The sequence below is a fragment of the Enterobacter sp. C6 genome (genome assembly GCF_008122455.1).
GTDB lineage: Bacteria > Pseudomonadota > Gammaproteobacteria > Enterobacterales > Enterobacteriaceae > Enterobacter > Enterobacter pseudoroggenkampii.
Map to the genome: position 1 here is coordinate 1 of NZ_QPFW01000146.1, position 11753 is coordinate 11753.

At 52.6% G+C, this 11753-nt stretch carries 16 protein-coding genes and 1 tRNA gene; 13 read left to right on the forward strand and 4 right to left on the reverse strand.

Going from position 1 to position 11753, the window contains the following annotated elements; genetic code table 11:
- Positions 1-73 precede the first annotated feature (73 nt).
- The 9 genes from DOU50_RS03190 to DOU50_RS03230 all read left to right on the forward strand — a co-directional run bounded on the left by DOU50_RS03190 (position 74) and on the right by DOU50_RS03230 (position 7127).
- Complete coding sequence (locus DOU50_RS03190) at positions 74-667, forward strand: recombinase family protein (protein ID WP_148768794.1); 594 nt, start codon at positions 74-76, stop codon at positions 665-667.
- 58 nt (positions 668-725) lie between these two features.
- A complete protein-coding gene (locus DOU50_RS03195) occupies positions 726-1913 on the forward strand; it encodes a phage tail sheath protein (protein ID WP_148768795.1) in 1188 nt (395 codons plus the stop codon).
- 11 nt (positions 1914-1924) lie between these two features.
- Complete coding sequence (locus tag DOU50_RS03200) at positions 1925-2443, forward strand: phage major tail tube protein (protein ID WP_148768796.1); 519 nt, start codon at positions 1925-1927, stop codon at positions 2441-2443.
- A gap of 56 nt (positions 2444-2499) precedes the next feature.
- Positions 2500-2808: a phage tail assembly protein gene (locus DOU50_RS03205; RefSeq protein WP_024906448.1), complete on the forward strand. Its 309-nt coding sequence runs from the start codon at positions 2500-2502 to the stop codon at positions 2806-2808.
- A gap of 32 nt (positions 2809-2840) precedes the next feature.
- On the forward strand, positions 2841-2960 hold the full coding sequence (locus DOU50_RS03210) for a GpE family phage tail protein (RefSeq protein ID WP_023616176.1): 120 nt from the start codon (positions 2841-2843) through the stop codon (positions 2958-2960).
- Positions 2953-5226 (forward strand): phage tail tape measure protein, encoded by a 2274-nt coding sequence (locus DOU50_RS03215; protein WP_148768797.1) that lies wholly within the window; start codon positions 2953-2955, stop codon positions 5224-5226. Before DOU50_RS03210 ends, DOU50_RS03215 begins: the two co-directional genes overlap by 8 nt.
- Before the next feature lie 17 nt (positions 5227-5243).
- Positions 5244-5708 (forward strand): phage tail protein, encoded by a 465-nt coding sequence (locus DOU50_RS03220; protein WP_024906449.1) that lies wholly within the window; start codon positions 5244-5246, stop codon positions 5706-5708.
- A complete protein-coding gene (locus tag DOU50_RS03225; protein ID WP_148768798.1) occupies positions 5705-6859 on the forward strand; it encodes a phage late control D family protein in 1155 nt (384 codons plus the stop codon). The genes DOU50_RS03220 and DOU50_RS03225 overlap by 4 nt, the downstream gene beginning before the upstream one ends.
- Before the next feature lie 67 nt (positions 6860-6926).
- Complete coding sequence (locus tag DOU50_RS03230; RefSeq protein ID WP_148768799.1) at positions 6927-7127, forward strand: ogr/Delta-like zinc finger family protein; 201 nt, start codon at positions 6927-6929, stop codon at positions 7125-7127.
- Between the two features lie 233 nt (positions 7128-7360).
- Here the strand turns inward: DOU50_RS03230 and DOU50_RS24000 are convergent, their stop codons facing one another.
- Positions 7361-7612 carry a DUF2542 family protein gene (locus tag DOU50_RS24000; protein ID WP_148768800.1) on the reverse strand — a complete coding sequence of 84 codons (252 nt, stop codon included), beginning with the start codon at positions 7610-7612 and terminating at the stop codon, positions 7361-7363.
- Positions 7613-7693: 81 nt separating this feature from the next.
- On the opposite strand from DOU50_RS24000, the gene DOU50_RS03240 reads away from it, so the two are divergent.
- Positions 7694-7858 carry a PerC family transcriptional regulator gene (locus DOU50_RS03240; protein ID WP_148768801.1) on the forward strand — a complete coding sequence of 55 codons (165 nt, stop codon included), beginning with the start codon at positions 7694-7696 and terminating at the stop codon, positions 7856-7858.
- 150 nt (positions 7859-8008) lie between these two features.
- Here DOU50_RS03240 and DOU50_RS03245 read toward each other — a convergent pair whose 3' ends face one another.
- A complete protein-coding gene (locus tag DOU50_RS03245) occupies positions 8009-8500 on the reverse strand; it encodes an Hcp family type VI secretion system effector (RefSeq protein ID WP_024906453.1) in 492 nt (163 codons plus the stop codon).
- A gap of 294 nt (positions 8501-8794) precedes the next feature.
- Between DOU50_RS03245 and DOU50_RS03250 the strand changes: the two genes are divergently transcribed.
- Complete coding sequence (locus DOU50_RS03250) at positions 8795-9097, forward strand: polymorphic toxin type 44 domain-containing protein (RefSeq protein WP_228117504.1); 303 nt, start codon at positions 8795-8797, stop codon at positions 9095-9097.
- Complete coding sequence (locus tag DOU50_RS03255) at positions 9075-9548, forward strand: hypothetical protein (protein WP_148768802.1); 474 nt, start codon at positions 9075-9077, stop codon at positions 9546-9548. Before DOU50_RS03250 ends, DOU50_RS03255 begins: the two co-directional genes overlap by 23 nt.
- Before the next feature lie 355 nt (positions 9549-9903).
- Here DOU50_RS03255 and DOU50_RS03260 read toward each other — a convergent pair whose 3' ends face one another.
- On the reverse strand, positions 9904-10530 hold the full coding sequence (locus DOU50_RS03260) for a DUF6338 family protein (RefSeq protein ID WP_024906456.1): 627 nt from the start codon (positions 10528-10530) through the stop codon (positions 9904-9906).
- 313 nt (positions 10531-10843) lie between these two features.
- Positions 10844-10919: transfer RNA gene (locus DOU50_RS03265), tRNA-Ile, on the reverse strand.
- A 125-nt stretch (positions 10920-11044) separates the two neighbouring features.
- On the opposite strand from DOU50_RS03265, the gene mug reads away from it, so the two are divergent.
- Entirely contained in the window at positions 11045-11551 is a 507-nt protein-coding gene (gene mug, locus DOU50_RS03270) for a G/U mismatch-specific DNA glycosylase (RefSeq protein ID WP_148768803.1), read from the forward strand.
- Positions 11552-11753: the final 202 nt, after the last annotated feature.

Genomic DNA, 11753 nt, shown 5'->3' on the forward strand with positions numbered 1-11753 from the left:
AAACCAAGGTTTTCGAAAATGCGTGTTTATCCATTAAATGGCATGATTTCCGATTTTGACGAAGGGAAATACCATGCTTATTGGATACATACGCGTGTCAACAAATGAACAAAACACCGCCTTACAGCGTGACGCGCTGCAGCGTTCAGGATGTGAGCTCATTTTTGAAGATAAAATCAGCGGTAAATCGACAAACAGACCGGGACTCAATCGTGCCCTCAGACAACTGAATGCGGGCGATACTCTCGTTGTATGGAAACTCGATCGGCTCGGGCGCAGTATGCGCCACCTTGTTTCAATGACCGAGGAACTACGCCAGCGAAACATTAATTTCCGCAGTTTGACTGACAGCATTGATACCTCAACGCCAATGGGGCGTTTCTTCTTCCATATCATGGGGGCGCTTGCTGAAATGGAGCGTGAGCTCATTGTCGAGAGGACGTGCGCCGGGCTGGCCGCAGCGCGGGAACAGGGGCGAATTGGTGGCAGACGCCCTAAATTGACGCAGGAGGAATGGGCTCAGGCTGGAAGACTGATTGTTGCCGGAGAATCCCGGCAGCGCGTTGCGTTAATTTTTGATGTGGGTGTTTCAACGCTTTATAAAAAATTCCCCGCCACGGTAATCGGACAATCGTTGTGCCAGTCACCGCTGGACGGTGACAGTTAGCCCATAACAACTCCAACCGCGACAATATCACTCACCAACCAACCAAGGAGTTAAACGGATGAGTGATTTTCACCACGGCGTGGAAGTTATCGAAATCAACGATGGCACCCGCACCATTTCCACCGTCTCGACGGCAATCATCGGTATGGTTTGTACGGCCAGCGATGCTGACGACAAGACATTTCCTTTAAACGAGCCCGTGCTCATTACCAACGTGCAAAATGCGATTGCGAAAGCAGGCAAGGCGGGGACGCTGTCCGCTTCTCTGCAGGCGATCGCTGACCAGTGTAAACCGGTTGTCGTTGTTGTTCGCGTGGCTGAAGGCACCGCAGAAACCCCGGAAGAGGCGCGCAAACAGACCGTTTCCAACATCATCGGTACCACCGATGAAAACGGTAAATATACCGGCCTGAAGGCGCTTCTGACCGCGAAAACAGTGACCGGCGTTAAGCCACGTATTCTCGGCGTCCCGGGGCTCGATTCTCAGGAAGTGGCGACCGCACTGGCCGCGATGTGCCAGAGCCTGCGCGCATTCGGCTATGTCAGCGCATGGGGATGTAAAACCATTCCTGAGGCGATCAACTACCGCAAAAACTTCAGCCAGCGCGAGCTGATGGTTATTCATCCTGATTTTCTGGCATGGGATACCACCACGAACGCAACGACGACGGCCTGGGCGACCGCCCGCGCGCTTGGCCTGCGCGCCAAAATCGACCAGACCATCGGTTGGCATAAAACCCTGTCAAACGTTGGCGTCAACGGCGTTACGGGCGTAAGCGCCTCTGTCTCCTGGGATCTGCAGGAACAGGCTACCGATGCGAACCTGCTTAACCAGGCGGGCGTCACCACGCTGATTCGCAACGACGGCTTCAAATTCTGGGGTAACCGTACCTGCTCTGACGACCCGTTATTCGTCTTTGAAAACTACACCCGTACCGCGCAGGTGCTGGCCGATACCATGGCGGAAGCGCACGCGTGGGCGATGGATAAACCCATCACGCCAACGCTTATCCGCGACATCGTTTCCGGTATTAATGCCAAGTTCCGCGAGCTGAAAACCAACGGCTATATCGTCGACGGCTCCTGCTGGTATGACCCTGAGTCTAACGATGCATCAACCCTGAAAGCGGGGAAACTGTATATCGATTACGACTACACCCCTGTCCCGCCGCTGGAAAATCTGACCCTGCGCCAGCGCATCACCGATACCTATCTGGCAGACCTGTCAGATTCGGTTAATAGCTAAGGAGCTGCAGCATGGCGTTACCACGCAAACTTAAATACCTGAATATGTTCAACGATGGCCTGAGCTATATGGGCGTTGTTGAGTCTGTCACCTTACCTAAGCTTACCCGCAAGCTGGAGAAGTATCGCGGCGGCGGTATGCCGGGCTCGGTCTCTGTCGACCTCGGTCTGGACGATGATGCCCTGGCGCTGGAGTGGACCGTTGGCGGTCTGCCGGACGCCGCGCTGTGGGCGCAGTATGCCTCTCCGGGCGCGGACAGCGTGCCGCTGCGCTTTACCGGCTCTTATCAGCGCGATGATACCGGCGAAATCTCTGCCGTCGAAATCGTCATGCGCGGCCGTCATAAAGAGTTCGATGGCGGTGAAAACAAGCAGGGCGAGAGCGGCACCACCAAGATGTCCACCGAGTGCACGTACTACCAGCTGACCATTGATGGCAAAGAGATCATCGAGATCGACATCATCAACATGGTGCTGAAAGTCGACGGCGTCGATCGTCTGGCAGAACACCGTAAGGCCATCGGCCTGTAACCCTTTAACCGGCCGGGATTACCGGCCGGTGAGTTAACTTTCTGAAGAGTAACGAAATGGAAAATATCAACGAGACCGCCATGCACGAAAGTGAAAACCCACATATCGTCACGCTTGATAGCCCCGTTCAGCGCGGTGAGCAGAAAATTGAACAGGTGACGGTTTCTAAACCCAATGCGGGAACCCTGCGCGGGGTATCGCTGGCGTCGCTGGCGCAATCTGACGTCGATGCGCTGATTAAGGTGCTGCCGCGAATGACCTCTCCGGCCCTGACCGAGCATGAGGTTGCGCGCCTGGATGCCTGCGATCTGCTCTCTTTTGCAGGTAAGGTGATCGGTTTTTTGTCACCGGCTTCGGCTCGCTGAAATTTCCCGAAAATCTGTCGGTCGACGATCTGATGGCGGATATCGCGGTGATCTTTCACTGGCCGCCGTCAGAACTGTACTCCCTTAGCGTGACCGAACTCCTCTTATGGCGCGAAAAAGCGCTGCAGCGAAGCGGAAACCACCATGAGTAATAATGTCAGTCTTCAGGAGCTGCTTAAGGCAGTCGACCGGGCAACCCGACCGCTTAACGCTCTCCAGAACGCCAGCGTCACTCTCGCAAGCGATATCCACGATTCGCAGACGGCGTTGGGGGCGCTTGATGAGCAGGCGGGGCGTATTAACGGCTTCAGGAAAGCAAACGCCCAGCTCTCCGTGACGGAGCAGTCGCTTGCTCAGGCGAAACAGCAGGCAGCGGCGCTGGCGGTGCAGCTTAAAAACACGCAAAACCCTACCCAGGCACAGGCTAATGCGCTGTCCGCAGCCCGAAAATCGGCGGCCGACCTTAAGCTTGAGTACAACAGCTTACGCTATTCGGTACAGCGCCAGCGCACTGAACTCGCCCAGGCGGGAGTCAACACGCGTACGCTCTCGTCTGATGAGCGTCGTTTACGAACTCACATCAGCGAAAAAACGCAGCAGCTTAACCGACAGCGGGATGCGCTGGCCCGCGTCAACCAGCAGCAGGAGCGGCTGAGTACCGTTCAGAATCGCTACGAGTCAGGCAAACGCGTTACCGCGCGGGTGCGCCAGCTTGCGAATGCGGGTGTGGGCATGGCCAAAGCGGGCTTTGACCAGACGTCCCGGTTTATGGCGCCTGGCATCAGCTTTGAAAAGCAGATGTCGGGCATTCAGGCAAACCTTGGTCTGGCGAAGGGGGATTCCCGGCTTGAGGCGATTCGCCAGCAGGCGCGGGAGGTCAGTGCCAGGACCGGAGTACCTGCAGATACGGTCCTTCGGGCACAAACCGAACTGACTCGTTCAGGCTATGACGCCGATGGGCTGCTTGCGGCCACCGCGCCAACGGTCAACCTCAGCCTGGCGGGGAATGTCGACGCGGCTAAAGCGGCCGATATGATCGCCAGCACGCAGGCCGCGTATAGCCTGGCCGATGCGGATGCGGGACGCATCGCAGATGTGCTTACCCGCGGTTTTACCTCTTCGAATACCAGCCTCGCTGAGATGGTGGCGGCCGTCACCTCTGCAGCGCCCGCTGCGGATGCCGCCGGTATGGGGCTTGAAGAGACCACCGCGCTGCTGGGCGTTCTGGCGGAAAAAGGGATGAAAGGCGCCGCCGCCGGGGACGCGCTCAGCGCGATGTTGCGCCATGTTCAGACTCCGGATGCCATAAAAGCCTCGGGGGCGCTGGCTTCCGCCGCGGGTGATGGATCGCTTGATGAAAAACGCCAGCAGTTGCGGGGGGCGAAGGGGAGTACCGCGCTCGTGGCTTCCGTGCAGACCGATAATCTTGACGGCGATATCAACCGATTCCAGGCCGCGTGGAACGGGTTGAAGATTGATGTATTTGATAAAGCGGATGGCGCTCTGCGTAACCTGATAACAACCGCAACCGGCTGGCTTGGCACGGCCTCCCTTTGGGTGAATGCCAACCCTGAGCTAACGCAGACCCTCGCCAGCGTTGTTGTCGGCGCGCAGGCGTTTGCTGGCGTACTGGGTGGCGTAGGCACGGTTCTCGGCCCGGTTCTGACGGGCGTCAATATGGTTATCACCACGGCCGGGATGTTAGGAACGGTATTCAGCGTGGTGGGCGGCGCCATCATGACGGTGCTGGGCGCACTTAGCTGGCCGGTGATTGCCCTTGGCGCGGCGATTGCTGCCGGCGCCTTACTGATTTTCAAATACTGGGAGCCCATCAGCGCCTTCTTTGGCGGAGTGATGGAAGGGCTTTCAACGGCTTTCGCACCGCTGGGTGCGCTGTTCTCACCGGTGATGACGGTTTTTGACGCTATCTCGGAGAAGCTGGGCGGTATCTGGCAATGGTTCACCGACTTAATCACGCCGATCAAGGCGACGCAGGAAACGCTGGATGGCTGTAAAAACGCTGGCGTGATTTTTGGACAGGCGCTGGGTGATGCGTTAATGGCACCGCTTAATCTCTTTAACAGCCTGAGCGGCAAGGCCAGCTGGCTGCTGGAGAAACTCGGTCTTATCAAAAACGAGTCGGGTAATCTCGATGCCGCGGCGGAAAAAGCAGGCGCGACATCCTCTTCTGCGGGCAGTTCGTCCATTCCGGTGGCGGGGATCTCTGGCGTCGGCCTGGGGTATCAGCCAACCCTCGTGCCGGGAGGACGCTCTTACGTCGATCAGAGTAAAAGCGAATATCACATCACGCTGCAGGGGGGCACGGCCTCAGGAACGGATCTGACGCGTCAAATCCGGGAGACAATAGATAGCATTGAACAGGATAAAGCGAGACGGCAGCAAGCCAGCTTTATGTAAGGTTGAGGAGAGAGAAAATGTTAATGGTGCTGGGTCTGTTTGTCTTTGAACGACGAACCTTACCCTATCAGACAATGCAGTTTACAAAGGATTATCGCTGGGCGTCCAACAATCGGATCGGGAAACCTAAAGCCTGGCAGTACCTTGGCGAAGGCGAGACATCTTTTACCCTCTCCGGACTGCTTTACCCTGAGCTCACGGGAGGGCGGCTTTCCCTCAAGGCGGTTGAGCTGATGGCGAATGAGGGGCGGGCATGGCCGTTGATAGACGGAACCGGCATCATTCACGGCATGTTTATCATTGAAAAAGTCACGCACACGCATTCGGATTTTTACAGTGACGGTACCGCCCGAAAAATTAATTTTACGCTGGAACTGAAACGCGTGGACGAATCGCTGATGACGATGTTTGGCGATCTGAGAACCCAGGCCGAAGAGCTGGTGACGAGCGCACGTAATAGCATTGGAGGGCTGGTGGGATGATCACCGAAATGAATATCCGGGCGGGTGGGAAAATCGCCCCTGATTTTATGCTTAAGCTTGACGATCGCGATATCACACAAAATTTCAGCCATCGTCTTATCAGTCTGAGCATGATCGACAAACGTGGACTGGAAGCCGATCAGCTGGATATTCAACTGGATGATTCCGACGGGCTGTTAGACTTGCCGGCCCGGGGGGCAAGGCTCTCCTTATGGCTGGGATGGGAGGGAACCCCGCTCCAGCCGAAAGGGAACTTTACGATCGATACAATTGAATTTCGGGGCGCGCCGGACACGCTGACCATTCGGGGATGCAGCGCTGATTTTCGTGGAAAGCTAAACGTGCGGCGCGAACAGTCGTGGCATGACACAACGATCGGCGCGATAGTCAATACTATCGCTCAGCGTAACCAGTTAACTGCCAGCGTTGCGGCGGGACTTGCATCCATCGCCATTTCTCATATCGATCAGTCTCAGGAGACCGACGCTGCATTTCTCACCCGACTGGCCGAACGTAATGGTGCCTTTGTTTCAATCAAAGCCGGCAAGGTTATTTTTATGAAAGCGGGGCACGCCGTGACGGCCAGCGGCACGCCGATTCCCTTAATGATGATTGAGCGTGGGGACGGCGATAAGCACCTTTTTTCCGTCGCAGACCGTGAAAACTATTCCGGCGTGACGGCCAAATGGCTGCAAACGCGCGACCCAAAACAGCAAAATCCTCAATTGAGTATTTTGCGTCAGTCAGGGGGGCAGCCGACAGAAGCACTGCAGCACCCGGATGCCGCCGCACCGGTAGCGGGAGCTGAAGGCAATGAGCAGAAGCCGCAAGAGAGGCTGGTAGGATCGGCGGAAAACGTATTTGAGCTCACCACGGTGTATGCCTCTGAAGAGCAGGCTCTCAGGGCCGCAGAGGCGAAGTGGCGCGCGCTGCAGCGGGGTACCGTGAATTTTTCTATCCAGCTGGCGCTGGGGCGAGCCGATCTGTACCCCGAAACGCCGGTATTAGTAAACGGTTTTAAACGCGTCATTGACGAGATGGCGTGGATCATCGGCGAGGTGGTGCATACCCTCAACGATAGCGGATTTACCACGCAGCTTAAGCTTGAACTGAATGCCACTGACGAAAAATTTACTGTTAATAGTGAGTAATACAGTTGCTATTGGTTTTATTTTGGGTATTATTAATTCACAAAATGTGAATAAAGTGGAGGGGTACATGTTTCATTGTCCTAAGTGCAAGCATTCAGCGCATGCGCGTACCAGTCGCTATCTAAGTGAAAATACCAAAGAGCGCTATCACCAGTGCACCAATGTGGACTGCAGCTGTACGTTCGTGACGATGGAGTCCGTGGAGCGCCTGATTGCGACCCCCGGTGCCTCTGAACGTGTCCGCACGGCTTCGCTGAACCAGGGTTAGCGGCTGCGTCACCGGCTCAAAAAAGCCACTCAATCGAGTGGCTTAATCATATGATTCTACAGCTAAAATTTGGTGGCCCCTGCTGGACTTGAACCAGCAACCTGGCGATTATGAGTCCCAATTTAAAGTCTTATAAAATAATAAGTTAGATTTTAAATGGGTTGTTGCATCGAATAATTTCAAATATGAAAGCATAGTGAATAGGTCTGCTGCCATTTTGCTGCCAATGATGCCTATAAAAAATGATAATCGCCATTCAAGAGGTAGAGGGCTAAACCAATCATAAAGGAGCCGAACAGCGAAAACACAGTGTTATACCAGTAGAAGTAGATAGGTGTTTCGGATCGGTAGATGTAGTAATTTTCATATGTGCCTTTATACCAGCCGACGAAGACCCCACTTCTAAGAGCTTTTGCTGAATGAAAAATCATCCACAATCCGCAAAGAAGTACACAGGTCAATACTAATAATGTATCCCATTCCATAGCTTGTCTTATAAAAATAACGCCTTAAAAAAGTGTTAGTGGGTTGAGCAATGTCGCTTCATTCAGGTGGTCAGGTGCAAAGTGAGCGTAGCCGAGAAACTCGAAAATTTGGAGCTATGGAGGCGCGCAGCAACGCGCTGGCTTGAGGTGATGTATTTGCCAGACCAGACCGACAAAACGCGCGCAGCGGCAGCGGTACGCCGCAATAACTGCCAGAGAATGCTTAACAGCATAAAGCATGATTAAAATACCCCAAACGTAAAAGAAGTGCGGAGAGCCGGCACCGGGTGATCGAGCGGGGTATTGCCATCGAGGGAGGCTACGTGCTGGCAGACCCAGGGTGCGAAAGAATTGGCACTAAAAACAATATAGGGCGGATTAACCGCCCCCTTTTTTTTACGCTGTTACACGCTCGTTCCACGCGTCTGAATATTGGACGTTCCCATCGCAATACTTCCAGGTGATCCGCTCATAGCGCAGCTGTACGCCCTCATTATGATTATGCATCTGTAAACCTGGCTCTTTGCAGTTATGCATAACTGGGTTAATGCTGACTACCCGCACATTCTCAAGCAGCATGTTGAAATACTCGACCTCTTGCCCCGCGTCGTTGATTCTGTACCACTTAATTTCAACGCTTTTAAGCGTCTGGCCGGTTGCTACCGCTTTATAGAGATACGGGCTGGAGCTATCAAATTCTTTCTCGATCATAAGCGGCGCATGTAAGCGTGTACCCGTGATTTTGCCCGTGTTGCTATCGGTTGGAACAAGCAAGCCGTGACTAAAAGAGAGAATTTCTACGCTACTTTCACGATCCTGAACATCTACAGACCCCCTGATCAGGTTGCCGCCATCGTCTTTAAGCCACATGTAAGCTGGAATAGCCATTTTAAAACTCCATTTTATGAGGGTAAACCCTCATTAAACGGCTAAAACCGGATCGCAGGTGATACAAATTGTGTTATCGGTATGAGTGATTAAAACGCGTTAAGTATTGATATTAATAATAAAAATGATTGATTGATCTCAAACAGTACCGTGCAGCGCCGTTGCTCTTATGTTGCTGGTTTTGCCAGGCAAAAGGGAATAACGATGGCATGTATACCGATTTACCCACCCCGCGGGCTTGAAATTTTGCGCGAACACATTAGGCTCGCGCGGGCGCGTCACGGAGTCCAGGATATGGCTACCCCGCTTACGTATACGTGGTTTTATGAGCGAGTAAGAAACGGCGGGGTGTGGGATTACAAACAACAAAAACGGGCTTACGCTGACTTCGGGAATTTTCATTACGGCGCAGTGGGTTATGCAGCGTGCATACCTGCAAAGATTTTGCTTATTGCCGCCGGCGCGGCGCAGTGGAAAGCCGGCACATCAAGACCAGAGTGGGGGAATTTCACGGGGGCCCCGCCGTTTGGTGATGATCCGATGGACCAATTTTGGATAAAGCAAGGCATAGACTATGTTAAGCAGCACCACTATTAAGGCGTTTAAGGCGTTGCATTGGGTGGCTACATTCGCTATGGCTATCGTGATTGCGGGGTACTGTTATTTCCAGCATATACAGCGTCTAACTGTTAGTGATCGGCTTTATGAAGTTCGCCAACTCACGCCCCGGACCTGGTTATACATTACTGAGTATGACGGCTCGAACATGACCACGGGGGAAGTGTATCGTTATTTTTTAGCGAGCAAGATTGACGGCGATCCGCTGGTGGCTCTCGAAAAACAACATATCGCGCCCACGCTTACAGCGAACACCGCCCGCGCGAAAGTTGACGGCATAGGCAACAATATCTCATTTACTGTTTATGGCACCGTGTACAGCTTTACAACGTCCGCATTTTTTTATGATGCTGAAGGAATAGCGGCCGCGCCGTCAATCGACTTAACGGCCCGTGGCGAGGGCTGGGACAAGGGGAAATTTAGTCGATAGATAAATATTTATTTAAAAATCCCTTGCGGTCGGGTCAATGACCCGATGAGCCGAGTGTAGTGAAGATCTAACTGCGCACAAGTAAAGGGTAACTTGAAAAGCCCGCTCAACCAGTTGGTCTGCGGGCTGTGTAGTATTACCGGGTTCATTGCTGACTGAAATTATTTGACTAACTAATGACTAGCAGTTGAATCAACGCTTTTTAGGTGGTGGAGAAACCTGTTGTGTCTGTTGAGTTTGGCTTGGTGGTTGATACCCGTTATTTTGCTGGTTTGGTCTACTAGTTGGTTGGTGACCCTTGTTCACTGGTTGCCAGCCGTCATTGGCAAACCCTGGTTTGTTGACTGGTTTTTCTTCAGACATTTTTCGTCTCTTTATTACTGGTTGTAGGTACTTGCAACTTAATAAACTCAACACTTTCGATTTCATTAGTCAATATTATAATGCCTAATGTATCGGTCAGTTCATGATCGAAGTCGCCATCGCTATCCAAAGCCCAATGTTTTTCTAAGTAGAGTTGCTCTGGTTCAGGCCTGCTTGATGCAAAAGAGTTGTAGCTATATAAACCGCCATATTTTTTCCCATTTTTAAGTGTTACTAAAACCCAGCAACATTGGTTCGTTGAGAAAAAATAGTCCCAGGCACGCCCCATGGGATGAGGGAGTATCTGCCTGATTCGATTGTTCTGTCGAATCTTCAGCAGGAGTATGGGTAAAAGAACAGGAATAATCACTAGGACTGAGAGATAAAAAATATAATACCAAAATGGATGCGAATCGATAATCTTATTTGTTTCAATGAAATAAATGGGTATCAGCAAAAAGGAATAGTTAATGCAACTGTATGAAACTACATCAATAAGCATTTTGGATGTGTCGTTATCTGCGGCTGGATGGAAGAGCCGATAAACTCTCATGCTGATGAAGCCTGGCATAATAAAAAGTACGAATAAAAGTAGTTTACCTTTTTCAAGTACGTCCACAGTCGTTCCTTCAGGGGGTCAAATTTCTTGAATGGCTAAAAGTAAGGATTATAGCCTTTCTTCTGAAGCTCTAGCATCAACACTCTGCTTGTTTTTTAGACAGTGTAAGCAGGTTTCTAAATGATGTTGAGACTTTTTTTTACATTCTTTGCACTTGATGAAGACCATGTAAATCACTTTTTGTGTATCTGAGCCGTGAGCCATTCCCTGGTAAGGGAGAATGTAAGGGGACAAAAAGGGGACAATGGGTGCAGAAATAAAAAAACCACTCAGTGGGTGAGTGGCTTAATCATATGATTCTAAAACTAAAATTTGGTGGCCCCTGCTGGACTTGAACCAGCGACCAAGCGATTATGAGTCGCCTGCTCTAACCACTGAGCTAAGGGGCCGTGGCGGTGAATTATAAAGTAACTCCCCGCAGCAATCCAGCCATTCACACCTGCCTGCTGTTTTTATAAACAACGCATAATCAATCCTTTATACTTCCCTGACGATGTATCGAGCGGGAGTAAAGATGATCAACGATATTCTGGCCCCGGGCCTGCGGGCGGTGTTCTGCGGAATCAACCCGGGCAAGTCCTCGGCGCACACCGGTTTTCATTTCGCCCATCCGGGGAATCGCTTCTGGAAGGTGATCTACCAGGCCGGGTTTACCGACAGGTTGCTCAAGCCTGAAGAGGAGCAGCATCTGCTGGACACGCGCTGCGGGATCACCATGCTGGTCGAGCGGCCTACGGTGCAGGCGAGTGAGGTCAACCTGCATGAGCTGCGCAGCGGCGGGCGGGAGCTGATCAAGAAGATAGAGGATTATCAGCCGGCCGCGCTGGCGATCCTCGGCAAGCAGGCCTACGAGCAGGCGTTTAGCCAGCGCGGGGCTAAGTGGGGTAAGCAGAGCATCATGATTGGCGTGACGCAGGTATGGGTGCTTCCGAACCCGAGCGGGCTCAACAGGGCGACGCTGGATAAGCTGGTAGAGGCGTATCGGGAGCTGGATGAGGCGCTGATGGTGCGGGGGCTTTAGGGGCCTCTGCGGGCTGATGCCTTCACCCTAATCCTCTCCCACAGGGCTGAGGGTTCCCCAGTAATTTTTTCCCTGAAGCGATGAACGTTGCTTCAGCAAAATTAATAACTTACAGCGACGCCCTGGTCCGGCTGTAAATCGCCGAAGCGTTTCCGTAAGGCCGGGGCGAGGCGCAGGGATGCGCCGAGAGGGCGTGGCCTGC

What these genes read in the sequence shown, in the direction of transcription:
- DOU50_RS03245 (WP_024906453.1), bottom strand. Translation starts at nt 8,500, where the DNA reads ATGGCTATTCCAGCTTACATGTGGCTTAAAGACGATGGCGGCAACCTG.
- mug (WP_148768803.1), top strand. Translation starts at nt 11,045, where the DNA reads ATGATCAACGATATTCTGGCCCCGGGCCTGCGGGCGGTGTTCTGCGGA.
- DOU50_RS03210 (WP_023616176.1), top strand. Translation starts at nt 2,841, where the DNA reads ATGGCGGATATCGCGGTGATCTTTCACTGGCCGCCGTCAGAACTGTAC.
- DOU50_RS03200 (WP_148768796.1), top strand. Translation starts at nt 1,925, where the DNA reads ATGGCGTTACCACGCAAACTTAAATACCTGAATATGTTCAACGATGGC.
- DOU50_RS03230 (WP_148768799.1), top strand. Translation starts at nt 6,927, where the DNA reads ATGTTTCATTGTCCTAAGTGCAAGCATTCAGCGCATGCGCGTACCAGT.
- DOU50_RS03225 (WP_148768798.1), top strand. Translation starts at nt 5,705, where the DNA reads ATGATCACCGAAATGAATATCCGGGCGGGTGGGAAAATCGCCCCTGAT.
- DOU50_RS03250 (WP_228117504.1), top strand. Translation starts at nt 8,795, where the DNA reads ATGGCTACCCCGCTTACGTATACGTGGTTTTATGAGCGAGTAAGAAAC.
- DOU50_RS03255 (WP_148768802.1), top strand. Translation starts at nt 9,075, where the DNA reads ATGTTAAGCAGCACCACTATTAAGGCGTTTAAGGCGTTGCATTGGGTG.
- DOU50_RS03190 (WP_148768794.1), top strand. Translation starts at nt 74, where the DNA reads ATGCTTATTGGATACATACGCGTGTCAACAAATGAACAAAACACCGCC.
- DOU50_RS03220 (WP_024906449.1), top strand. Translation starts at nt 5,244, where the DNA reads ATGTTAATGGTGCTGGGTCTGTTTGTCTTTGAACGACGAACCTTACCC.
- DOU50_RS03205 (WP_024906448.1), top strand. Translation starts at nt 2,500, where the DNA reads ATGGAAAATATCAACGAGACCGCCATGCACGAAAGTGAAAACCCACAT.
- DOU50_RS24000 (WP_148768800.1), bottom strand. Translation starts at nt 7,612, where the DNA reads ATGGAATGGGATACATTATTAGTATTGACCTGTGTACTTCTTTGCGGA.
- DOU50_RS03195 (WP_148768795.1), top strand. Translation starts at nt 726, where the DNA reads ATGAGTGATTTTCACCACGGCGTGGAAGTTATCGAAATCAACGATGGC.
- DOU50_RS03215 (WP_148768797.1), top strand. Translation starts at nt 2,953, where the DNA reads ATGAGTAATAATGTCAGTCTTCAGGAGCTGCTTAAGGCAGTCGACCGG.